At 42.9% G+C, this 23,396-nt stretch carries 21 protein-coding genes and 1 pseudogene; 12 read left to right on the forward strand and 10 right to left on the reverse strand.

The window, feature by feature from the left end; genetic code table 11:
- Positions 1–147: 147 nt before the first annotated feature.
- Positions 148–1,227, forward strand: coding sequence for a patatin-like phospholipase family protein (locus F890_RS15050; protein ID WP_005102867.1), 1,080 nt, complete (start codon positions 148–150; stop codon positions 1,225–1,227).
- A 60-nt stretch (positions 1,228–1,287) separates the two neighbouring features.
- Positions 1,288–1,605 (forward strand): hypothetical protein, encoded by a 318-nt coding sequence (locus F890_RS15055; RefSeq protein WP_004729331.1) that lies wholly within the window; start codon positions 1,288–1,290, stop codon positions 1,603–1,605.
- A 58-nt stretch (positions 1,606–1,663) separates the two neighbouring features.
- Here the strand turns inward: F890_RS15055 and F890_RS15060 are convergent, their stop codons facing one another.
- Positions 1,664–4,018 carry a Tex family protein gene (locus F890_RS15060; RefSeq protein WP_005267560.1) on the reverse strand — a complete coding sequence of 785 codons (2,355 nt, stop codon included), beginning with the start codon at positions 4,016–4,018 and terminating at the stop codon, positions 1,664–1,666.
- A gap of 335 nt (positions 4,019–4,353) precedes the next feature.
- Here F890_RS15060 and ompR point away from each other — a divergent pair, with 335 nt between their 5' ends.
- The 4 genes from ompR to F890_RS15080 all read left to right on the forward strand — a co-directional run bounded on the left by ompR (position 4,354) and on the right by F890_RS15080 (position 9,486).
- A complete protein-coding gene (gene ompR, locus F890_RS15065) occupies positions 4,354–5,118 on the forward strand; it encodes an osmolarity response regulator transcription factor OmpR (RefSeq protein ID WP_004278590.1) in 765 nt (254 codons plus the stop codon).
- Positions 5,119–5,378: 260 nt separating this feature from the next.
- Positions 5,379–6,839 (forward strand): ATP-binding protein, encoded by a 1,461-nt coding sequence (locus F890_RS15070; protein WP_005267561.1) that lies wholly within the window; start codon positions 5,379–5,381, stop codon positions 6,837–6,839.
- Between the two features lie 205 nt (positions 6,840–7,044).
- A complete protein-coding gene (locus F890_RS15075; RefSeq protein ID WP_005267562.1) occupies positions 7,045–8,562 on the forward strand; it encodes an acetyl-CoA hydrolase/transferase family protein in 1,518 nt (505 codons plus the stop codon).
- A 231-nt stretch (positions 8,563–8,793) separates the two neighbouring features.
- Positions 8,794–9,486, forward strand: a complete 693-nt coding sequence (locus F890_RS15080; protein WP_004647323.1) for a DsbA family oxidoreductase — start codon at positions 8,794–8,796, stop codon at positions 9,484–9,486.
- Positions 9,487–9,553: 67 nt separating this feature from the next.
- Here F890_RS15080 and F890_RS15085 read toward each other — a convergent pair whose 3' ends face one another.
- Positions 9,554–9,754 (reverse strand): dodecin family protein, encoded by a 201-nt coding sequence (locus F890_RS15085; protein WP_004278594.1) that lies wholly within the window; start codon positions 9,752–9,754, stop codon positions 9,554–9,556.
- Positions 9,755–10,164: 410 nt separating this feature from the next.
- On the opposite strand from F890_RS15085, the gene F890_RS18850 reads away from it, so the two are divergent.
- From F890_RS18850 to F890_RS15105, 4 genes and pseudogenes are all read left to right on the forward strand, one after another.
- A complete protein-coding gene (locus F890_RS18850; RefSeq protein ID WP_005267563.1) occupies positions 10,165–10,332 on the forward strand; it encodes a hypothetical protein in 168 nt (55 codons plus the stop codon).
- Positions 10,333–10,586: 254 nt separating this feature from the next.
- The gene (locus tag F890_RS15090) at positions 10,587–10,766 is read left to right on the forward strand and encodes a hypothetical protein (RefSeq protein WP_005267565.1); all 180 of its coding nucleotides are present in this window, start codon (positions 10,587–10,589) and stop codon (positions 10,764–10,766) included.
- A 10-nt stretch (positions 10,767–10,776) separates the two neighbouring features.
- Positions 10,777–12,183 (forward strand): annotated as a pseudogene (locus F890_RS15100) (hypothetical protein).
- A gap of 92 nt (positions 12,184–12,275) precedes the next feature.
- The gene (locus F890_RS15105; RefSeq protein WP_005267573.1) at positions 12,276–13,385 is read left to right on the forward strand and encodes a hypothetical protein; all 1,110 of its coding nucleotides are present in this window, start codon (positions 12,276–12,278) and stop codon (positions 13,383–13,385) included.
- A gap of 82 nt (positions 13,386–13,467) precedes the next feature.
- Here the strand turns inward: F890_RS15105 and F890_RS15110 are convergent, their stop codons facing one another.
- The 4 genes from F890_RS15110 to F890_RS15125 form a co-directional block, all read right to left on the reverse strand.
- Positions 13,468–13,731: a hypothetical protein gene (locus F890_RS15110; RefSeq protein ID WP_005267574.1), complete on the reverse strand. Its 264-nt coding sequence runs from the start codon at positions 13,729–13,731 to the stop codon at positions 13,468–13,470.
- Between the two features lie 181 nt (positions 13,732–13,912).
- Positions 13,913–15,217, reverse strand: coding sequence for an IS4 family transposase (locus tag F890_RS15115; protein ID WP_005104965.1), 1,305 nt, complete (start codon positions 15,215–15,217; stop codon positions 13,913–13,915).
- Between the two features lie 111 nt (positions 15,218–15,328).
- Positions 15,329–17,248: a molecular chaperone HtpG gene (gene htpG / locus F890_RS15120; protein WP_005267576.1), complete on the reverse strand. Its 1,920-nt coding sequence runs from the start codon at positions 17,246–17,248 to the stop codon at positions 15,329–15,331.
- A 150-nt stretch (positions 17,249–17,398) separates the two neighbouring features.
- Positions 17,399–17,743 (reverse strand): lysozyme inhibitor LprI family protein, encoded by a 345-nt coding sequence (locus F890_RS15125; RefSeq protein ID WP_004647317.1) that lies wholly within the window; start codon positions 17,741–17,743, stop codon positions 17,399–17,401.
- 112 nt (positions 17,744–17,855) lie between these two features.
- Here F890_RS15125 and F890_RS15130 point away from each other — a divergent pair, with 112 nt between their 5' ends.
- Positions 17,856–18,719, forward strand: coding sequence for an IS982 family transposase (locus tag F890_RS15130; protein WP_005265583.1), 864 nt, complete (start codon positions 17,856–17,858; stop codon positions 18,717–18,719).
- A 186-nt stretch (positions 18,720–18,905) separates the two neighbouring features.
- Here the strand turns inward: F890_RS15130 and F890_RS15135 are convergent, their stop codons facing one another.
- The 3 genes from F890_RS15135 to F890_RS15145 form a co-directional block, all read right to left on the reverse strand.
- Entirely contained in the window at positions 18,906–19,496 is a 591-nt protein-coding gene (locus F890_RS15135; protein ID WP_005267579.1) for an OmpW/AlkL family protein, read from the reverse strand.
- A 331-nt stretch (positions 19,497–19,827) separates the two neighbouring features.
- Positions 19,828–21,192, reverse strand: coding sequence for a Na+/H+ antiporter family protein (locus tag F890_RS15140; protein ID WP_005267581.1), 1,365 nt, complete (start codon positions 21,190–21,192; stop codon positions 19,828–19,830).
- A gap of 100 nt (positions 21,193–21,292) precedes the next feature.
- Positions 21,293–22,174 carry an alpha/beta fold hydrolase gene (locus F890_RS15145; RefSeq protein WP_005267584.1) on the reverse strand — a complete coding sequence of 294 codons (882 nt, stop codon included), beginning with the start codon at positions 22,172–22,174 and terminating at the stop codon, positions 21,293–21,295.
- Positions 22,175–22,292: 118 nt separating this feature from the next.
- Between F890_RS15145 and F890_RS15150 the strand changes: the two genes are divergently transcribed.
- Positions 22,293–22,787, forward strand: a complete 495-nt coding sequence (locus tag F890_RS15150) for a DUF4442 domain-containing protein (RefSeq protein WP_017397664.1) — start codon at positions 22,293–22,295, stop codon at positions 22,785–22,787.
- A 57-nt stretch (positions 22,788–22,844) separates the two neighbouring features.
- On the opposite strand, the gene F890_RS15155 is transcribed toward F890_RS15150, so the two are convergent.
- Positions 22,845–23,210 (reverse strand): glycine zipper domain-containing protein, encoded by a 366-nt coding sequence (locus tag F890_RS15155; protein WP_005108070.1) that lies wholly within the window; start codon positions 23,208–23,210, stop codon positions 22,845–22,847.
- Positions 23,211–23,396 lie beyond the last annotated feature (186 nt).

Genomic DNA, 23,396 nt, shown 5'->3' on the forward strand with positions numbered 1-23,396 from the left:
TGATAAAAAAAGCCTGAAATGATGCAGGCTTTTTTTATGTCTTAAAGATGAGGATGACTCCAAAGTCACCTTAGGACATATCTTGCCATTGGGTCTTCAGACCTATCGCTTAAAATAAGCACACATTTGGCTAGTATAGGTTCAACCATGGTACAGATTTTACAAAGACGTGCGCCTGCGCTGACGATTCGTGCTGGCCATCTAGCACGTGAGCTGATTCTGCAACAAGGTTTGCAACCCGAACAAGTCGATATTGTACCTGGTGCTGCAGGTGGCCCCAAAGGCATCGGGATCCAGGGACTGGATCAGGCGATTTTTGGTGAGTTTTTTCCACGTGCACCTCAGCGTAGAACTTTGGTGGGTTCTTCGATTGGCAGCTGGCGTTTTGCCAGTATGGCTGCACATGGAGTTCAACAGGGAACCGAACGTTTGGGTGAGCTGTATACCAACCTCTATTTTCATAAAAAAATGACCCGTCAGGATGTCAGCGAAGTTTGCCGTGGCATGCTGCTGGATCTGGTACAAGGCAAAGAAAACAATCTAGTCAATCATCCAGATTATCATCTCGCAGTCATTTCAATTAAAGCCCAACACATTTTCCAGAGTGACAAGGCATTGCCGTTGCTGGCTTCTGTGGCTGGAATTCTTGGAACGACCGCAGTCGCGCGCCGGCACAGCCGTTATTTCATGCAACGTGTGATCAGCCAGCCCAATATCGGTGAACAGTTTAAAATCGCTGAAGATGGATTTACCACACATTATCATGCACTGACCGAACAGAGTGTGTTGTCTTGGCTGATGGCTTCAGCCTCTATTCCCGGGGTAATGGCAGCGGTGAACAATATTCCGGATGCACCGCAGGGTTATTATCGCGATGGTGGCCTGATTGATTATCACATTGACCTGCCCTTTCAGAGCAAAGGCATTGTGCTGTATCCACATTTTACCGATAGCATTACCCCCGGCTGGTTCGACAAGTTATTTAAACGTACCTCAAATCCAGAAAATCAGGCACGAACTTTGCTGCTTTCTCCATCGCAGCAATATCTGCAAAGTTTGCCTTTGGGTCGTTTGCCTGATCGTAAAGACTTTAACTTAAAAGATTTGGATCAAACCCAACGGATTCAGCTGTGGAAGCAATGTATTGCGGAAAGTCAGCGTCTGGGCGATGAATTTCTGGAACTGGTCGAGAAGCAGAATTTTGCTGAGGTGATGCAAGCCTTGTAATTGGCAGCAGCTGCCCGATTATTTGTATAATTGCTTTAATTTTGTGAACTGTTGAAATTTATGCAGAAGTTTTTAGTTGTCCTGCAATACCTGTGTCTGGCCTTTGCCATTTATCTGATTTATAGCGTCAGCATGTCGCTGTATCGCCAGGATTTTGTCCTGATGGAACTGGTCGCTGATATCGGTACGATTCTGATCTGTATCGACCTGGCGGTGTTTTTATTTACCAGTAAAGGCAAGCCCGGCATTAGCATGGAAGAATATGCAAAAAGACTGGAACAGCCACCATCTAAACTGGTCTATGTGACACGAAAATTGGGGCATCTCGGTATTTTGCTGATTATCACCAGCTGGATTGTGCCGATGATTAACTCATAATGATCCAATAAAAAACCTCCCAATTGGGAGGTTTTTTTAAATTAAAGATATCTGAAAATTATTTAGAACCTTTAATCCCTGCTTGCAATAGCAATGCACCCAAACCACCAATTTTTTGCTCTTGTGGTTTAGCCGCTTGAGGTTTCTTACCCTGAGGGCGATCACCTTGCGGACGTCCTTGCTGTGGACGTTTACCCTGAGGCTTACGTTCACCACGTGGCTCATTGTTCTCGCGACGTGGCTGACGTGGTGCTTTCGCCGGCGCTTCAGAACCTTCAGGACGCATCGACAGATTCACGCGGTTACGTTCAGCATCCACATTCAAAACACGGACTTGTACGATTTGACCCGGTTTCACCACTTTATGCGGATCAGCGACGAATTCATTGGCAAGTTCAGAAATATGTACCAAACCATCTTGATGCACACCCACATCGACAAATGCACCGAAGTTAGTGACATTTGTCACTACACCTTCCAGCTGCATGCCTTCAGACAATTGCGCAACTTCAGTAATGTCATCACGGAATTTAGCAGTGCGGAACTCTGGACGCGGGTCACGGCCCGGTTTTTCCAGTTCAGCCAATACGTCTTGAATTGTCGGCAGACCGAATTTCTCGTCTGTAAATTCTTCAGCATTCACTTGGCGAATGATTTCAGTATTGCCAATGATGTCTTTTACAGTCGTTGCTTTCGCTTCAACAATTTTGCTCACCAAAGCATATGACTCAGGGTGAACCGCAGAAGCATCTAGTGGTTCTGTACCATCTTGAATACGCAAGAAGCCCGCAGCCTGCTCAAAAGTACGCTCGCCTAAACGTGGCACTTTCTTCAAAGACTGACGATTGTCAAAACGACCATTTTCCTTACGGAATTCCACAATTTGCTGTGCAATTGATTTATTTAGACCCGCGATATAACCCAAAATCGCTGCTGATGCAGTATTTACATCCACACCCACTGAGTTCACACAGTCTTCAACGACCGCTTCAAGGGTTTTCGCCAGACCGGTCTGGTTCACGTCATGTTGATACTGACCCACACCAATCGATTTCGGATCGATTTTCACCAGTTCTGCTAGTGGATCTTGTAAACGGCGTGCAATCGATACCGCACCACGAATAGATACATCTAGTTCAGGCAGTTCCTGTGAAGCTAGTTCAGATGCTGAATACACCGATGCACCTGCTTCAGATACAGAAACACGCGTCATTTTCAGATCACTGTTCGCAGCCATCATTTCAGCAACTAAAGCTTCAGTTTCACGGCTTGCAGTACCATTACCAATCGCGATCAGGTCAACATTGAACTCGCGGCATAAACGCGCCAGCTCGGCCAGTGAACCTTCTTTATCGTCTTTTGGTGCAAATGGATAAATCGTGCTATGTGCCAGTACATCACCAGACTCGTTCACTACCGCCAGTTTCACACCGGTACGGATACCCGGGTCCACGCCCAAAGTGGTACGTGCGCCTGCAGGTGCAGAAAGCAGTAAATGACGCAGGTTTTCAGCAAAGACGTTCATCGCTTCTGTTTCAGCAGCCAGACGTTTTTCAGTCAGCAATGAATGTTCGATCGTTGGACGAACTTTACCGAGCCAAAATAGTTTTGCAGTTTGCTTCAAGAAATCCTGACGCGCTTGTGGCTGAACAGTTTCAAGATTGTATTCAGTTTCAATACGCGCCAACGGGGCATCGTCTTCGCCATCCACTTTCAGGCCTAAAACGTTTTCCTGACGGCCACGTAGCATCGCCAATAAACGATGTGAAGGGACTTTGTTCAAGTTTTCAGAGAAATCGAAATAATCACGGAATTTTTTACCGACTTCTTTTTTCTCATCACTGGCAACCAAACTTTTCAGCACGGCAGTTTTTGCAAATGTCGCTTTAAGTTCAGTGGTCAGCGCGATATTTTGCGCCCAGTCATCAATCAGGATGTGCTGGATCGCATCAAGCTGGCTTTCAGTATCTGGGTAATCTTCATGGCTAAAACCCACCAAAGCTTCAGCTGGATCAACGGCTTCATTAAAGATTTTTTCGGCAATCGGGCCTAGACCGGCTTCTTTGGCCTTGAATGATTTACTGGTACGTTTTGGACGGTACGGCGCGTAAATTTCTTCTAATGCATTTTTGGTTTCAGCGGCATTCACACGCGCCAATAAATCATCAGATAATTTATCTTGTTCTTTGAGTGATTCAATCACCTTTTCACGGCGCTCATACAAATCACGCAAGTATGATAAACGCGTATCGAGTTGACGTAGTTGCGTATCGTCTAAGCCTTGCGTTACTTCTTTACGGTAACGTGCAATAAAAGGAACACTGGCACCTTCATCAATAAGCTTGATGGCAGCCTCAACTTGATTTGGACGTACGGCAAGTTCTTTTGCCAACTGCTGAACTAAGTCAGTCATCGTGTTTGATCCCACAAGGATAAGTACTAAATGGCATGATTATAAAGACCGGGTCTATAAAATCCACCATTGTTTTTATTAATTTACCTCATCTTTATATTATGAAGTGCCACAGTTTTCAGCTTTTCCCGATAAAGTTTGTATGAACTTTGCTTTTTATCCAGCTTAAAATCGTATTTTTTGCTCATTTAGATGTATATATTTGGTATCTATGTCTTGATTTTAACTGCAATATTTGGTGCTTTAGAGCATAGTCAATTAATATCAATGAATCGTATACTCAAAGCCTATTTGATTTTTGTTTATGATGACAATAAAGAATAAAGGAGCATCTCATGAGTTTAGTTGTACCTGCTGAAAAAGCCGATGCCGTACATACCGAAACGGACCGGGTCGAACGGATCCTGGTGGTTGATGATGATGTTCGTCTGCGTACCTTATTACAGCGTTTTCTCGAAGATAAAGGCTTTGTGGTTAAAACTGCACATGATGCCACGCAGATGGATCGACTTTTACAGCGGGAACTGTTTTCTCTGATCGTGCTCGACTTTATGCTTCCGGTCGAAGATGGCTTGAGTATCTGTCGTCGTTTACGCCAATCCAATATCGATACGCCTATCATTATGCTCACCGCTCGTGGTAGCGACTCGGATCGTATTGCCGGTTTAGAAGCAGGTGCCGATGATTACTTGCCTAAACCGTTTAACCCGAATGAGCTGCTGGCACGTATTCGTGCAGTATTGCGCCGTCAGGTACGTGAAGTGCCGGGTGCACCAAGCCAACAGATGGAAGTGGTTTCTTTTGGCCCATGGTCGCTAGATCTCTCTACCCGCACTCTGACCCGTGAAGGCCAAGTGGTAACGCTCACTACTGGTGAGTTTGCGGTACTGAAAGCACTGGTTCAACATCCACGCGAACCATTAACCCGCGACAAGCTGATGAATCTGGCGCGTGGCCGTGAATGGGGTGCCATGGAACGTTCAATTGATGTTCAGGTGTCACGTTTACGCCGTCTGGTTGAAGAAAATCCTGCGCGTGCACGTTATATCCAGACCGTATGGGGTGTGGGTTATGTCTTTGTTCCAGATGGTGCTGAATAAAGGAAAAATTATAGGATAAAGATTACCCCAGTCTATTGTCCCTAAAAGCCATTCGCTGCTGTTTGAGCCTCCCTTCTTTAAAGGCTCGTATACAAATGCGCGAGTTCAGCGAATGGCAAAGTTTTTACTTGCGTAACAGTGTTACTCATTTTTTCAAAAAAAGTAACACAACAAGCTCCTTCCATCGAAGGTTCAAGCAGTAAGATTCTATTACAAATATTATTACTGCTCAATTTGGAAAATGCCTACAGGGAGCTGGTGTGAAACTCGACCCCATCGATCCACAAAAATTTACCGATTTTGTCAGCTACTCGGAAAAAAAGCGTACCCGCGGGGAACGCTTTCTCGACAAGATCAAGCCGCGTTCTGCTGCCATGCGTACCACGGTACTGGTGGTTTTTGTGGTCTGTTTCAGCCTGTTTATGTCCTTATGGTTCTTCTGGCGCACCCTGTTTTTACCTGAAATTCAGCAACATGCGCGTTATCTCGCCATGGAACTGGAAATTCTCAACAATCCCGATCTGCGCCTGTATCACAAACAGCAGGAAGTCGACATTGACGACTGGTTAAGAAATCGGGTCGGCATTGAATATGTCACCAATCCGGCAGAATATCCTACTGTGCGGGAAAAGCTGATTGCCGAATTTTTTACCCGACAGATCGAAACCAAACTGGCCAAAGAGTTACGTATCGAACAAGCCACAGTCTATTTCCAGTTTAAGCCGAGTCCACGTATCTGGATCCAGACTCCTGAAATGAATGGTCACTGGGTACAGGAACCTTTAAAGACTTATGCCAATTATAGCAATGAACTGATTTTGGGCTGGTTGCTTGGCACGCCGATTATTGTCGGCATCATTATTTTGACCTTGGTGCGTCAGCTCAACCGTCCTTTACGCCGTTTGCAGAATGCCGCCAACAGTTATAGCCGAATCGGTTCAGCGCCCTATCTGGATACCAATCATGGTCCACTGGAAATCCGTCAGGTCAATCATGCCTTTAACCAAATGATTTATACGCTGGACCAGACCGAGCGGGAACGCCGAATCATGCTGGCCGGCATTTCACATGACTTGCGCACGCCCTTAACCCGAATCCGCCTCAGTGCCGAAATGATGCCAGATGAAGACTTTCTCAAAGAAGGCCTGATTTATGATGTCGAAGATATGGACGCGATTCTGGATCAGTTCATTTCCTATATGCGCGACGGTTCCGATGAAGAACCGCAGGACACCAATGTCAATGTACTGCTACAGGAACTGGTCAAGCAGTTTAAACCGCTAGATATCTGTTTCACCCCACAAGATATACCGACCATTCAGGCACGTAGCATGTCGCTAAAAAGACTGATTGGCAATCTGATCAACAACTCAAAACGCTATGGTTCAGAACCAATTGAGCTTTCTGCGCATGTTGAAGAAGATCAACTGTTGATTTGTGTCGCAGACCATGGCGAAGGCATTCCGGAAGATCAGATTGAAGCCTTGATGCAGCCTTTTGTTCGGGGCAATTCGGCACGAACGGTACAAGGCAGTGGCTTGGGGTTGGCCATTGTGAAACGGATTGTCGACATTCACCATGGTCAATTGCGTATTCATAATCGTCCTGAAGGTGGGCTGGAAGCTATCATTTCACTACCCGTGAATCAAGAGAACCCAGAGACACTTCCCCCAGCCACTACACTCGATAAAATTCGCCAAACTTTGACTGATCACTTTTAATAAGTGATCATTAATTCAACAAATGACTTTTTAGTTTTTCTATACAATTCATTTTATAGTTCACGAATTCAATCATTTAAAAATCATCATTTTTTATTATACCTACATTTAGCTAAAAAATTAGACCTTAGCCTAACACCTATGCACAATACATTTTTTGAGCGGTACAATCCGTATCATAGTTTAAGAATTAATGAGAGTTAAAATGTCTTTAGATCGTATCCGTTTAGCCTCCCTACACAACAAAGTCATCAGCCCTGAACAAGCGGCTGAATTCATCCAAGATGGCATGACTGTGGGTATGAGTGGCTTTACTCGCGCTGGTGAAGCGAAGGCGGTTCCTTTAGCTTTGGTTCAACAGGCAAAAGCAAATCCATTAAAGATCACGTTAATTACTGGTGCATCACTAGGGAACGATCTAGACAAACAACTGACTGAAGCTGGTGTATTGGCACGTCGTTTACCGTTCCAGGTAGACAATACTTTACGTAAAGCGATCAACAACGGCGAAGTGATGTTCATTGACCAGCACTTGTCTGAAACTGTTGAGCAAATGCGTAACCTGCAGTTGAAAAAACCAGACGTTGCGATCATCGAAGCCGTAGCAATTACTGAAGATGGCGGCATCATTCCAACAACATCTGTTGGTAACTCTGCAAGCTTTGCGATTTTTGCTGAAAAAGTGATTGTAGAAATCAATACGAATTTAAGCCCGGCATTTGAAGGCTTGCACGATATCTACATCCCGACGTATCGTCCAACGCGTCAAGCGATTCCATTGACTCAAGTTGATGAGCGTATTGGTACGCATGCAATCAATATCGATCCATCTAAAATTGTTGGTATCGTATTTAACAGCGAATTGCACGACTCTCCATCTACTGTAACCGCACCAGATGATGAGACTCAAAGAATTGCCAACCATTTGATCGCTTTCTTTGAAAAAGAAGTAGCTGAAGACCGTCTACCGAAAAACCTCGGACCTCTTCAAGCAGGGATCGGTTCAATTGCAAACGCCGTATTGACGGGTCTGAAAGATTCAAACTTCGAAGACTTGATCATGTACTCAGAAGTACTACAAGACTGTACGTTTGAATTGATCGATGCCGGTAAAATGAAGTTTGCTTCAGGTTCTTCTATTACGCTTTCTGCTAAGTACGGCGAGAAAGTATTTAACAACCTAGAACAATACAAAGACAAACTGGTATTACGTCCACAGGAAATTTCAAACCATCCTGAACTGGTACGTCGTTTAGGTATTATCGGCATCAACACTGCACTTGAGTTTGATATTTACGGTAACGTGAACTCAACTCACGTATGTGGTACCAAAATGATGAACGGTATTGGTGGTTCAGGTGACTTCGCACGTAATGCCCACTTGGCGATCTTCGTAACCAAATCAATCGCGAAAGGTGGCGACATCTCTTCTGTAGTGCCGTTTGCTTCACATATCGACCATGCAGAACATGATGTTGATATCCTAGTAACTGAACAAGGTCTTGCGGATCTTCGTGGTTTGGCTCCGCGTGAGCGTGCACGTGCAGTAATTGATAACTGTGCGCACCCAATGTACCGCGATGCGTTGAATGATTACTTTGACCGTGCATGTGCAAAAGGCGGCCATACCCCTCATCTTCTTCGTGAAGCGCTTTCTTGGCACTCAAACTTCGAAGAAAATGGTCACATGCTTGCTGTTGAAGCTGCAGTAAAAACTGCATAATTGACTGCATTCACAAAACGCCCTATGGGGCGTTTTTTTATGGCATTTTTATATTTTTTTGAATAGTCAGAACCTGATTATATTAAGGAAGCCATCTGGCTATCACCTACTCTTTCTTCTTTTATTTATCCTGCCGATCTGCTGTAGAAATACACTTCTGATGCTCAAGGGCTTTAAATTCTGATTCTTCACCCTCATACTTGAACACAAGAGCAAAATTAGAGACATGACATGCGCGTAGATATCTGGTCAGATGTGGTTTGCCCCTTCTGCTATATTGGTAAAAAACGTTTAGAAGCTGCTGCACAAGAAGCAGGTATTGAGCTAGAAGTACATTGGCACAGTTTCCAGCTCGATCCTGAAGCACCGGTACGTCAGGAAGTCTCCAACTCTGAGCGTCTGGCGCAAAAATATGGCCGCACCGTGGCAGAAGTCGAAGAGATGCAGCGCAATATTGCTGAAATGGCCAAAGCCGAAGGTATTGAATTTAACTGGGAAGGTGCCAATTCAGGCAATACCTTTAATGCGCATCGCCTGATTCACCTGGCGCAAAGCAAAGGTTTGGGCAATGAAGCACAGGAAGCGTTCTTCTATAGCTATATGACCCAAGGTCTGGCGATTGGAGAACGTGAAACACTGGAAGATGTCGCAGCGCGTATCGGCCTGAATCCGGTCGAAGTCGATGACCTGTTGGATTCGGAAGAATATGCTGATTTCGTCAAATTCGATCAGGAAGTCGCACATGAACAACTCAAAGTGACCGGTGTACCTTTCTTTGTTTTTGATCAACGTGTGGCATTGGCAGGCGCGCAGCCTAAAGAAGTTTTCCTGCAAGTATTTGAAAAAGCGCTCGATACATCAACCAACAGTCAGGCAGCACAGTGCTCACCAGAAACGTGTGACACGCCAGACCAAGCTAAATAAAACAACGTTCAATAAAAAAACCCCATTTTAAATGGGGTTTTTTTATTTGTTATTGAATGGCATTCGCTTAATCAACCAGAAAACTAATTTTTAAATTGACACGATATTCCGTGATTTTATTTTCTTTAATGACAACCTTCTGTTCATTGATCCAAGCACCTTGTACATTTTTGACCGTTTCTGTGACTTTTTGAATGCCCGTTTGAATCGCATCTTCAAAGCTTTTATTGCTGCTTGAATTGACTTCTACCACTTTTGCAATTGCCATAATAAAACTCTCAAAATGAAAATGAATGGAATTCCATCTTAGTCCATTCTCAGAAGATTGCAGCAGCCCGTAAACAAGCGATAGCAAAAACTTACATGGATTGAACAAAGCTCGAAATTCAATCTTAAATTGGCAGATCAAAAACACATCGCCGCTTGTTTTGGCACTCGATCAAGTCCAGATTCTCATCGCTAAAATAAAGCATAAAGTCCTGTAAAACCATAAAAATCAAACTAGAGTAAATATACTAATTTATTGTTTTATAGATTAATTTATCTAAAATTTACTGCCTGAATTTGCCGAATCTATCATTTTCTATTAAGTCTTATTTGCTATTATTTCACCCGAATTAAGTTTAAATATTCTCCTCTGTTCAAATTATTGAACACTCTGATATTAAAGGTCATCCTATGAATGCTCTTAAATTTGCTTTCGCAGCAACCGTTATGGCTTTTTCTGTTCAAGCGTCTGCACAAATGGCGCAAGTGGTTCATCTGCCAGACTTTCCAGCGACTAAAGCACCTGCTGAAACAGTAAATGCAGATGCTGCGACTGTGGTAACTGAAAAAACGGCTTAATGCAAAGCTGTTTTTCATTAAAACGGGCTGATTGATTCAGCCTGTTTTTTTGATCACATTAAACACCTTCAATGTGAAAGACGCACAACTCTAAAAAAAATATCGACTATTTCCTACTCTCATTTTTTCTATTGATTTTTATCACTTTTAATTAAAAAATTTGTTTATAAAATACTCAAAATAGATCACTATTTTATGTGATCTCTGCTTATAATTGCAGCAATATAAATAGATTAATGATAAGAAAATTTTTTATGCATGAACTTCAGGCATTGGTACAGGGCAAAATTCTGCCTCAGTCGGTTTCTATTGATTATTTAATTGAAATGGCAGAAAGCTATACAGACTCGAATTCTGCTGAATACAGACTGGTCGAGCTGGCGGTTAACATTGTACTGGCACAAACCTTGGATAAAGCACTGAAACATCTCTAGAGATCAAAAAATGAATGCTTTAGAAAAAGCACACTTAATTAAAGAACTACATGGACTGGCGCAGCAACTGGAGCATAAAGTCCTGCCTTTCTATGAAATTGCCCGTTCTAAAAAAAGGATACGCGATATTTTTAATCTGTGTGATGAGCCTATTTTCAAGACCCAGATTTCAGCATTTAAGGCCCGCACTCAACCTGAACTTGTTGCTTACCAATTTTCTGCTAATACGTCTTATCATCTAAGCTTTCGTGGCTATTTCACCGAAATCTTAGCACTGGAACAAGCACTGTCTGCCCATCCGGATTCTGGCTAGGCAGTTTTGCATCATCCTGAACGTGGCTGGCAAATCTGGCTGATGCCCGCTCCCCAAGCTCCTGCCCTGCACAGCCAATGGGCTGAATTGCAACACTGCTATATCTGGCTGTTGCAACAACAGCAGCAATTTTCTTGTCTGCAACAGGATCCCCCCTTGATCGTTCCTGCCTTATCCTTAAACGAAGCTGAAACCAGCTGCAATTCTGTGGAAACAACCAAATATCATCGGGGACGGCCGCGCGCAAGAATCCATACATTAGAACTACGCCGCCCAGATGAGTCAACCAATCAGATACTGACTGAACCCAAGGAACTAAATCCTCAACTAAAAGCTGAAATGACAATAACGAAAATTCCGCAAGAACAGATCACAGTCTCCGAATTGATTCAATTCCCTGCACAGATTCAACTAGGTGAACTAAACGCCCATGTATACCCTTTAGGCTTAGAAGAAACCAATATCCAGCGGCTCTGTGCTTTAGAAGTGACTGAGAATATCGAGCATCCTGCCTATTTGGATATCGCACTGTATTATGCAGCAGAAGATAATTGGCAGGCACGTCAGGTTTATTTGGTTGAACAACTGAATCTGCAAGGCCAGTTTGTTAAATATCTGATGCTCTTAGGGGTACCGAGTCAGTTGCAGGCTCACTATTGTATTCAACATTGGCTCAGCCATCATCAACGCCAGGCTGCTGCGATTAAATCACTGGCCTGGTCTGTTATAAGCATCAGGTTCATGCAACTCGAGCTTTTTTCAACGGCTTACTTGCAGCAGGCTGAAACAGTCTGGACAAAGCCAGATTACCATCCTTTTATACCCGCCCAGTTTATTCAGAAGCAGAAATTTATTTCGTTCAAAGAAGCTGCTGCTAATTTTTCTACTCCAGTGCTCTTGCTACAGGAACATCAAAAAATCCGAGTGATTCATGGTGAAAAACGCATCTCTCTCGCAGAGGATGAACTGGCCTATCCATACATCTTGCTGCAACGCGACAAACAGCTAAATTGGCAGAATATTCACAATATTATTTTAACAATGCCACAACCCATTCGGGTATTAGAGCTTTATCGGGAAGTTCAGGCTCAAATGATTGAATAATTGCTGTTATTTTGTAGCTTTAACTTGCTTTTTAAGGCCGTTTTTTAGAAAACTACAGCTGAATATAAGAATACAAGAGCAACAAATATCTCATGCAAATAAACAGGATTACTCAAATTTTACTGCTCTCTCTGGGCTTAGGAATGAGTGGTAGCATGTCTTGGGCCAATTCAGTCACAACTGCTCCTGCCAGTCCAACGAATATAGAGCCAAGCCGATCAGGCTTGCTGGATCAGATTCCACGTTTGATCGATGCAACACCCACGGTTCTGCCGGAGCAATCAAATGTCGCCATTGTTCCATCCACGCTAGAGACAGAAAATTATTCATGGGCGGATCAAAAGCAGAAAGGCATCCGCGAATGGGCCGATCGTACTGCGCATAAAATTGATAACTGGTTTGGTGAAAGCGATCCGGATCAGCCAGCTGCAGCTACATTACGGATCATTCTAGATAATCGCTGGGATGAATATGAAGGCTATGAGATTAAGCCCCGAATCCGCGGCAAGATCAAGCTTCCGACCTTGGAACAAAAGCTGAGTGTGGTGTTTGGTGATGACAGTCTGGACAATGAATTAGACAGCAATGTCGCGATTACCAATGAAAACCCTGCCACTTCCGGAAATAAGCGTCTGGATACTAAACGTGCCCGTGAAGATAACAGCTCTTTTGCCTTACGTTGGTCAGAATGGTCAGATCGCATTCCTTTCGAAACCGATCTGGATTTGGGCCTACGTTCTGGCGATGATATTTACCTGCGTGTCAAAGCCAGTAAGGATTGGACACTAGAAAATGACTACTCTTTTCATGCCGAACAGATTTATCGCTATGGCGTTCAGAGTGAAAACTATTTACGGACCAATCTGGAGTTGATCCATGCTCGTCCCAATCAGGCCTTTTTCTCCAATCAACTCAGTCTGACTTATGCAGATGATCAAGACGACGATCTGACTTGGGATAACTACACTTTTAGACAACACCAGTTTTTTCAGGACAACCGTTTCAGTTACGGCATTTATACCGGTGGTTATCTGAACGATAAGGATCTGCGTCTTAATCGCTGGGGTCCCTATGTGTCCTGGAGACAACCCTTTTTACGTGAATGGTTTTTTGTCCAGACCGACCTGAACTATCTGAATGATCATCGCGAGGATCGTGATCACTATGTCGGGGCTTTGGTACGTTTAGAAGCGTTGTTTTAAACTGACTGATACTAGAAAATAATAAAAGCCCATCATTCATGGGCTTTTTTCAATATTACTGAGGCAATCAGCGCGGTAAGTATTAGCTGGTTTTATTCAGGATAATACGATCACTGCGTAGCACACGTTTTTGCTGCAATGAAGGTTGCTCCATCACTGGCATATTGAAGCGAATACGATCGCTACGTTGCACACGTTGTGGTTTTGCTGCCTCTACTTTCGCAACTTTATAAAAACTGATGCGATCTGTGCGTACCACTTTTTCTGCAGCAGGTGCCGCTAGACTAAACTGGCTCATCGACATCAGGATTGCAGCGCCCATACTGATCATCAGCTTAGATTTCATAACATTCTCTCTCTTTGCTTAATGATCGCAATTATAAATTAAAAATTAATTAATAATCTAAAATATAGATTTATGATTCGAAGGTATTTTTTTATTCTCTCTATCGTTTTTCCAGATCATTTCTAGAAATGAAAAATGAAGCAGGCATAAAAAATCCCTCCGAAGAGGTAATGCCAGTCAGTTAAGAAATTGACTGGCATTTTCTTGGGTATTTCTGCGGTTTTCCTTTCACAACTCGTGGGCAACTTCTAACCCTTCTCTCAGGCAAAACATACCTCCTCGATTTCTCCAGTAAACTTTCTAGATGTTTAGGTAAATTCCCTGCGGAGTCTAAAGAATCAAATCTTAATATATTCAGGATGCTGATAGAGGCAATATGAAAGCTGATTCTCAAAGGACTGACTTTTGCACGTTGAGCCATATGTTTCATTTGTCTTCTTAGAATATTATAGGCAATGAAGACCCCCCATAATTCTTGATAAATTAAATCAGGTTGCTTGCTCCTCAAATGCTTACCTTCCTGTAAATCACTTTTGATTTCTCGGTAACACATTTCTATTTCCCAGCGCTGAGCATAAAGCTTCGCCAAGCCTATCAGTGGATATGCCTTTGAATCCATTAATGAAGTGATATAACGTCTAATTTTCCCTGCCTGCTCAACTTCAATCAAACGCGCTTCCCAATATTCTCCTAATGATGGATTTAGCTTCCTGGCTCTAGCTGAAAGAGGCATTTTGATTTGAAAGTCATGCGGGGAATTACGTTTAATGATCTCATAGCGTAAATTATCTTTTGCTCTCATTAACCAATGACTGGCTTCTACTCGTGTTTGCCAGTCAATCAAGAAATCAGCAGAGAAATAGGCTCGATCAAACAAGGTAATACTATGCGATGGAGGACATAATCGATTTGCCAGTGTAAGTTCACCCTGATCCATGCTACCTATTTGGGCATCAATGATTTCATGGGTGCTGGTATTTACCAGGCAGGTTGCTCTCACTTGTGGATAAGGGGCTGCAGCGGTTTTACCCTTAGATGAGCCAAAGTGTTCAAAATTCTCGTCTGTATAAGGCATAGACCAAACCACCCCGTCAACAGCACATACACTAAGGCCATGAAAGTTTGAGTATTGCTGTTGGGATTCTTCAAACCAGGCTTGGCTGAGTAGAGAAAACAAGGTATTCAAGGGCTCTCGTCCTAAACGTTGTCGTGCTTGCACTGCTGCACTGGGGACACAATATTCTGTTGTACCAAACACAAGTTTTAGTTGCTCTACGACATACCCGATCGGTTGATCTCGAAATAGGGCAAGCCCAATTACCAGCCATACCACATGTTCGGCAGGTAATTTTCTTCTCCTGATAGAAGCCTTACCTGTTTGATGTAGGCTTTCTTTAATCCAGTTTAAATCAATGAGTTCACTGAAATGGCTGAGTGAAGGCAAAGAATGTTGAAGGGTGCAATCTAAATTTTCAGATAAAGTCATAAAAAAAATGAGCGTATTGGCATACACTCATTTTTACTACATTTTTCTAATGTCTGCTTAACTGACTGGCATTACTCCGAAGAGGGATTTTCTCATTCAACACATCAGCAGTTAAGCAAGCAGCAAGCTATTAATCCGCTTGACATATTCAGCAGGATTTTCTGGTAATCCACCTTCTGCAATCACTGCCTGGTCAAAGATCACATTGGCCAGATCATCAAACTGCGCCGAGCCATCCAGTTTTTTCACCAACGGATGTTCCGGGTTGATTTCCAAAATCGGCTTGATATCCGGCACAGGTTGGCCTGCATCTTTCAGCATACGAATCAGCTGCGGAGACAACTCACCTTCTCCAGTCACCAGACAAGCCGGAGAATCGACCAGACGCGTCGTCACCCGCACTTCTTTGGTCTTGTCTTTTAATGAATCCGTCAACTTATCCACCACCGGTTTAAACTGGGCTGCGGCTTCTTCAAGGGCTTTCTTCTCTTCGGCATCCTGAAGGTCACCTAAGTCAACTGCACCTTTCGACACGTTTTGCAAAGGCGTACCATCGAACTCATTCACGAAGTTCATCGCCCATTCATCCACGCGTTCAGTCATCAACAGAACTTCAATGCCTTTTTTCTTGAACAGTTCCAGTTGTGGTGAATTTTTCGCAGCATTCAGACTATCTGCAGTCACATAATAAATGGCTTTCTGCCCATCTTTCATACGTGCTTTATAGTCTGCCAATGATGTGCTGACTTCATCATTGGTCGACGTCGCATAACGCAGCAGTTTTAAGATACGTTCACGGTTACTGAAATCTTCGCCCAGACCTTCTTTCAATACTGAAGCAAATTCCTGATAGAAGGTCTTGAAATTTGCCTGATCTTTTTCATCTTCAGATTTAGCCAGATTATCCAAAATGGTCAGGATACGGCGGGTATTGCCTTCACGGATGGTTTTTACATCACGGCTTTCTTGCAGTAATTCACGGCTCACGTTCAATGGCAGATCGGCACTGTCCACCACACCTTGCACAAAGCGCAGGTAGTTTGGAATCAGGTTATCCGCATCATCCATAATGAACACACGTTTCACATACAGTTTGATACCCGCTTTGGATTCACGGGTGAAAATGTCATGTGGCGCTTTGCTTGGAATATATAACAACTGGGTATATTCAGTACTGCCTTCAACGCGGTTATGCGCCCAAGCCAATGGCGCTGCGAAATCATGGCTCAGGTTCTTGTAGAACTCGACATACTGCTCTTCAGTAATTTCCGACTTGTTACGAGTCCATAATGCGCTGGCCGAGTTAATGGCTTCCCACTCATCGATTTTGACATATTGGCCACCTTTAGACGTTTCACCTTCAGCCGCTTCTTCTTCCTGCCAGACTTCTTTTTGCATTTGGATTGGCAGGCTGATGTGGTCTGAATATTTATTGATAATCTGCTTCACTTTATAGCTTTGCAAATAATCCAGCGCATCGTCACGCAGATGCAGAATAATATCTGTACCACGGCCTTCTTTGCTGATCTGTTCAACTTCGAACTCACCGGTTCCGCCACTAATCCAGCGTACGCCTTCAGAGACATCTGTGCCGGCACGACGCGATTCTACCGTAATCTTGTCAGCGACAATAAAGCCGGAGTAAAAACCGACACCAAACTGGCCAATCAACTGGGCATCGGCTTTTTGATCGCCGGTCAGTTTGGACATAAAATCTTTGGTGCCTGATTTGGCAATAGTCCCTAAATTATCAATGGCTTCCTGTTCGCTTAAGCCAATCCCGTTGTCTGAAATGGTAATGGTTTTGTTGTCTACATCCAGGCTGACACGAACGCGCAGATCAGGATCATTTTCATAAAATTCGGGATGGTTAATCCCTTCAAAACGTAATTTGTCACATGCATCTGAGGCATTCGAGATCAATTCACGTAGGAAAATTTCAGGGTTTGAATAAAGCGAATGGGTCACGAGATGTAGTAACTGAGCCACTTCAGCCTGGAAACTATGTTTTTGTGCGCTAGACTCGCTCATTAATCACTCCTTTTATTTTAAATACAGGTCAATACTGTTGCCTATATGAATGGAGTGAGTTGCTAAATTTTCAATAGCCAGTTGTATATTTTTTCTCAAGATACTTTATAAAGGATCGTTTGATCTAAAATGGCCTGCATTTGTAAACGCTTAATAAGGCCCGAGCTTATAAATACGTTGAAATTGCAGGTCTATTTGCTGCTGGCGCATATTATAGACCTGGCTCAGACAGGACACCGATTCCTGACAGCGGTCACGGAACTGTAGCCATTTCACCTGATCACGCTGGATCACCGAACGGGTTCCCATAGGCACCATACGGCGTAAAATATGATAGCTGGTACTCATCTTGACATCGGCATCATTGAGCAGACGATGTTCACAAATCGCTTTCTCTGTCACGGTTTCAGCTTTCTGACAATCAAAACTTGCCGCATAGGCAGACCCTGCCAGCAGGCTGAAGAAGATCACAATACCTTGGCTTAAAAACTTCATGCTGATCTTCCTTATTAACCTGAGTTCGATATAAAAAAAGAGTAGAAAAAAAAGCCCTGTATTTGTAACATATTGGTTCTCAAGACAAAATGTTATAAAACAAGGCTTTTCAATGGATCATATTACCGAATTATTTTGTATTTTGGATGATTTCTGCAAAAAATTTAATGAGTCTTTAGAGAAAGCTTTAATTTCTGATCAAAAAACCAGGCTGAAAAAGTCAGCTTTAAGCTTGTCTGAAGCAATGACCATTGTCATTTTATTTCATCAATCCGGTTTTAGATTCTTCAAATATTTTTATTGCCAAATGATCGTTCCATTCTGGAAATCTGCTTTTCCTAAACTGCTTAGCTACAACCGATTTATTGAAATCATGCCCCGTTGTTTGCAAGCTCTGAGTAGTTTCTTCCATCAAGTGAAAGGAAAAGATACGGGAATCAGTATCATTGACTCCACTAAATTGGTGGTTTGCCATAATCTTCGGATTAAAAGGCATCGTGTATTTAAAGGTTTGGCCGGTCGTGGAAAAAGTAGTACGGGTTGGTTTTATGGTTTTAAATTACACCTGATTATCAATAATTTAGGTGAAATTATTAATCTCACACTTACATCAGGAAATGTTCATGATGTTGCTGTACTTGAATCTTTAACTAAAGAGTTAAAAGGAATTTTACTCGGAGATAAAGGCTATTTGAGCAAAGCAAAAGCTGAAGCTTTAGCAGCCAGAGGACTAAAAATATTGACTCCATCACGCAGGAATATGAAAAATAAACCTATTCATACTGAACAAGAAAAACAATTGCTTTGCAAAAGAGGATTGATCGAAACAGTAAATGATCAGTTAAAAAATTTGCAGCAACTTGAACATTCACGTCATCGTTCGGTCAACAACTTCATGGTGAATATTATGGCTGCTGTAGTGGCTTATTGCTTGAACCCCAATAAGCCAACTTTCCAAAATATGCTAAAAGGCTAAGTGGATTTCATCGAACTCAGGTTTATTATTCAATTATTAAGTCGTATTCAATTAATATTTACTTTATTCGTTTTAATATAGTTGAACATTGCCGATCTGCTCAATTTCAATAAGTTATAAATCGTTGTTATTTTGAAAAAAAAGCCTCATTCAAGATGAGGCTTTTTTGTTGAGTAAGACTAGAATTTAAAACTTATAGCTATAACCGATCGTGTAAACCCAAGGATCAATATTCAAGTCGAATTTAGTATTATCAGCATCATCTAAAGTCACTTCAGGACTCAAATCTGCATAGCGCACGTCAGCAAATACTCCCCAGTTTTTGGCATCGGCTGGCTGATAATTAAAGCCGATCTGACCTGCTACACCAAATGCTTCTTTCACATCTTTAGCCAGACCTTCTTCATCCCAAGCAATAAAAGCTGTGCCACCTACACCAATATATGGCGTAAAGCGTGTTGCGTTTTTAAAGTGATATTTAGCAGTAATTGTGGGTGGCAGATGTTTGATCTTAGCCACCTTACCTACACCTTGAAGAGAAATGTCATGGTTAAACGGGGTAGCCAATAATAATTCTGCCGAGATATTGTCATTAAAGAAGTATTCAACCGATGGCGTAAAACCATATTCCTGATCGGCTTCTACGACTAAACCTGGTGCAATTTCAGTGTCACTTGATGGTGCTAAAGAACTGGCACCGACTTTCACCTGCCATTGACCTGCCATCGCAGATGCAGAAAGACCCATTAATGCAATTATAGCAGCTTGCTTTAACATTTTAAAATACCCCACAGGAAGAATAATTATTAAGAAAATAAATCTTAATTAATAATAAACACGAGGGAAAATAATATGCAATAAGTATTATAAAACTAATTTTTAATTATTATTTAAACTACTGATTTAAAAAGTTATTTATTTTAAATTGACTGAATTGGTTGGTTTTAAATACCAAGTATATTAATCAGATAAATATGAATTTATTCAAACTAAAATAATCAGGTTTATATTAATTTTTATTTAAACATATATTTTAAATACATCTTATTATTTATTTTTAATCCAGATAAATCTGCTCCAATAGATATCAGAGCAGATTGAAATTGACTTACAGAACCATGGCTGCAATCCAGCCAAAGATGATAAGCGGAATATTAAAATGAATGAAGGTTGGAATCACACTATCCTTCATATGATCATGCTGACCATCCATATTCAGACCAGAAGTTGGGCCTAAAGTTGAATCCGAAGCTGGAGAACCGGCATCACCCAAAGCTGCTGCAGTTCCAATAATCGCAATGGTCGCCGCAGGGCTAAAACCGAACTGGATACACAGCGGCACATAGATGATGGCCAGAATCGGCACGGTTGAAAATGATGAACCAATGCCTAGAGTAATCAACAGGCCGATGAGCAACATCAGGAACGCTGCCAGTGCCTGACTGTCACCAATCCAGTTGACCGATGCTTCGACCAGTGCAGGTACCTGATTGGTCGCTTCAATCACGGCGGCAAAACCTTGTGCTGCAATCATGATGAAGCCGACCAGCGCCATCATGCGCATACCGGTAATGATCACATCATCCGCTTCTTTCCATTTGAAAATTCCAGCACAGCTTAGAATCGCGACACCGACTAAACCTGCCAGAATCATTGAATCTGAATACAGCTGTACAGCCAATGTTGCTACGACTGCAAGGCCGGCCATCCAGATGGTGAATTTCGAAATTTCAGGTTTAAGATTTTGTTCTACCCCGAGTTCAGCAGAAATACTTTGCTGCTCTTCGACATGAATATCTCTATAGAGACGTGGTTTACGGTAAGAGAAAAAAATGGCAATCAACAATCCGACCAGCATGCCAATGACCGGAATGACCATTGCAGATGGAATCTGATCATAAGTAATTTCAAAACCATAAGGCTTACCAAAGGTATTGATGTTATGACCCAGAATATCATTCAGGAAGATCGCACCAAAACCGACTGGAATGAGCATATAGGTGGCAACCAGACCAAAGGTCAGCAAACAGGCCACTAAACGGCGATCCAGCTGTAAATGGTTAAATACAATCAATAGTGGCGGAATCAGTACCGGAATGAAGGCAATATGCACGGGAATGACGTTCTGCGAGAACACGGCAGCAATGGCAACCGTGAAGAAGATCAGATATTTCACCCGATTTTGCGCTTTAAAATCGGCCTCACCTTTTAAGGTGCTGATCATTTTATAAGCCAGCAAATCCGGTAAACCCGAACGCGCCAGAGCCAAAGCAAATGCACCTAAAATACCGTAAGCCAAGGCAATTTTGGCACCACCACCCAAGCCATTGTTAAACGCGTCTAAGGTTCCCTGCAGGCCCAGACCTGCCAATAAACCACCTGTAACAGCACCAATGACCAGGGCAAAAACCACAGGTACACGTGCCAACGAGAGTCCGAACATGACTCCAATAGCAGCAAGAATTGCGAACATAATGAATCGGAATAGAGAGAAAGCGGCTATTTTATCAGAAAATGCGGATAAAAATTCCGCCACTTTTTTCTGGTCGGGTCATGTTTAGCTGAGTGGCCTATCAAGTGATGACAACAGATTTACGCTGAATAAACTCATCAATCAATTGAGCCACTTGCTCCGGTTGACTCAGAATCGCCCAGTGATTGGCAGCCAGTTCTACTTTCGAGAAATCATCCACCCATTTTGACATTTCATCAACCAGATCTGGCCCGACAAACTGGTCATATTTCAGTACAATCGCCTGTACCGGACAGATGGCAAAACGCTGCCGTGGTTGAGCTAAGCGTGGCAAAAAATTGGCCCGATACAGGTTCACACCATATTTGCCATCTTTGACAATATGCGGGTTGAGTGGCAGATCATCGTGTCTTTCCAGTTGCTGCACGATCTTGCCCCAACGCTGCGGATTAAAAAAATTCCAGGCCAATGGCGCCACCAAGGGCAAATGAAACATCGCGATATACCAGGACTTGCTCATTTGCTTTAAGAATTTTGTCTTGTTTTGCTGGAACTGTTCACGCATCCAGAAAGCCGCGTGATCCAGACATGGCCCAGACAAGGTGCTATAAGACAGAATTCGTCCTTTGAAGCGTGGATCGGTGACAGATTCCCAGGACTGAATTGAGCCCCAGTCATGCGCAGCCAGATGAAAAGCTCGATTCGGCAATATCTTATTCACCACCTCTTCCAGATCCTGACTTAAACGGGCCAAGCGGTAATCGGAGATTTTTTTGGGAATACTGGACTCACCTGCGCCACGGACATCATAAGTCACAACAAAGTAATCCTGACTCAAATGAGCAATGGCTGGCTCCCAAACTGCCTGATGATCGGGATAGCCGTGAACCAGCACCAATGCCGGTTGTTCGAATTGTCCATAAGTTTTGACACAAAGACGCTGCTGATCCGTGGTATCGACCCATTGCATGTGCATTTCCATCTTTTGATCCTGTTTTTGTTATTGACCACTTAGTTTATAAATCGGCATGATTGATCAATGCCAGCGCATTTTTGTTGCTCTAGTATGCATAATCACAGCCGCAAAAAAGAATGTCAGTATGAGCCTATTCCAGAAAATTCAAAAACTGCCTCTGGTTTCAAAATTTATTCTGAACCGCTATGCCCCTTATCGTGGTGCAGGCATTGAAATTGATAAGATTGATTTTAATAATTATCACGTTCGGGTCAAAATGCCGCTGACCCGTAAGAACCAGAATATTGTCGGTGTGCATTTTGGTGGCAGCCTGTATTCAATGGTCGATCCCTTTTATATGTTATTGCTGATGCATCATTTGGGGCCGAAATACCTGGTCTGGGATAAAGGCGCCAGCATTCAGTTTTTGGCACCGGGTCGCGGTACAGTGGTAGCAGACATTCGGATTTCTGCTGAAGAAATTACCACGATTATCAATCTGGCGACTGACAACGCGCCAGTGTATCGGCATTATCAGCTGAATATTTATGATGAAGCCGGGGTCAGAATTGCCGAAGTAGAAAAAACGGTATATATCCGGCGGAAACAGAGCAAAGGGAAAATTAACGCTCCTAAATAAGATAAAAGCGCCACATTGGCGCTTTTAAATCTAGCTAAATCTGAAATGACTTTCGACTTAACGACGACGGTTATCCTGTTCAATCGCAGCACCGGCACCACCACCGATTGCGCCACCGATTGCAGCACCCGCATTACCACCGAAGATGCTTTTACCGACTGCGGAACCAACAGCACCACCTACACCACTATAGGTCGCATTACGGTTTGAACCGCCTTGGGATTTACTACCCACTGCAGCACCGGCACCACCACCTACAGCTGCACCAACCCCACCGCCGACTTTATTACCAACACCACCACCGACTGCACCACCAAGGGCCGCAGCACCGATCCGTTGCTCATTGGCAGACATACTTTCACAACCCGCCAACATAAAGGTGGAAAGAGTGGCAACTGCCATAACACCCATTAATTTTTTCATGACCTTGGCCTTCCTGTCTTGTTTTAATTAAGCTTATCTTCATTTTATGAAACTAAAATCTGTAGCGTGTTACTTCTCTCGGTATTCCTGCTGAGTTTTGTAAATATCAATGGATTATTCTTCTGTTCAAGCTGTCTTATTTATAAATTTTAGACAAAAAAAGACGCCCGAAGGCGTCTCTTTTCT

Source organism: Acinetobacter sp. CIP 64.7, assembly GCF_000369745.1.
In the GTDB taxonomy this organism is placed as follows: Bacteria; Pseudomonadota; Gammaproteobacteria; order Pseudomonadales; family Moraxellaceae; genus Acinetobacter; species Acinetobacter fasciculus.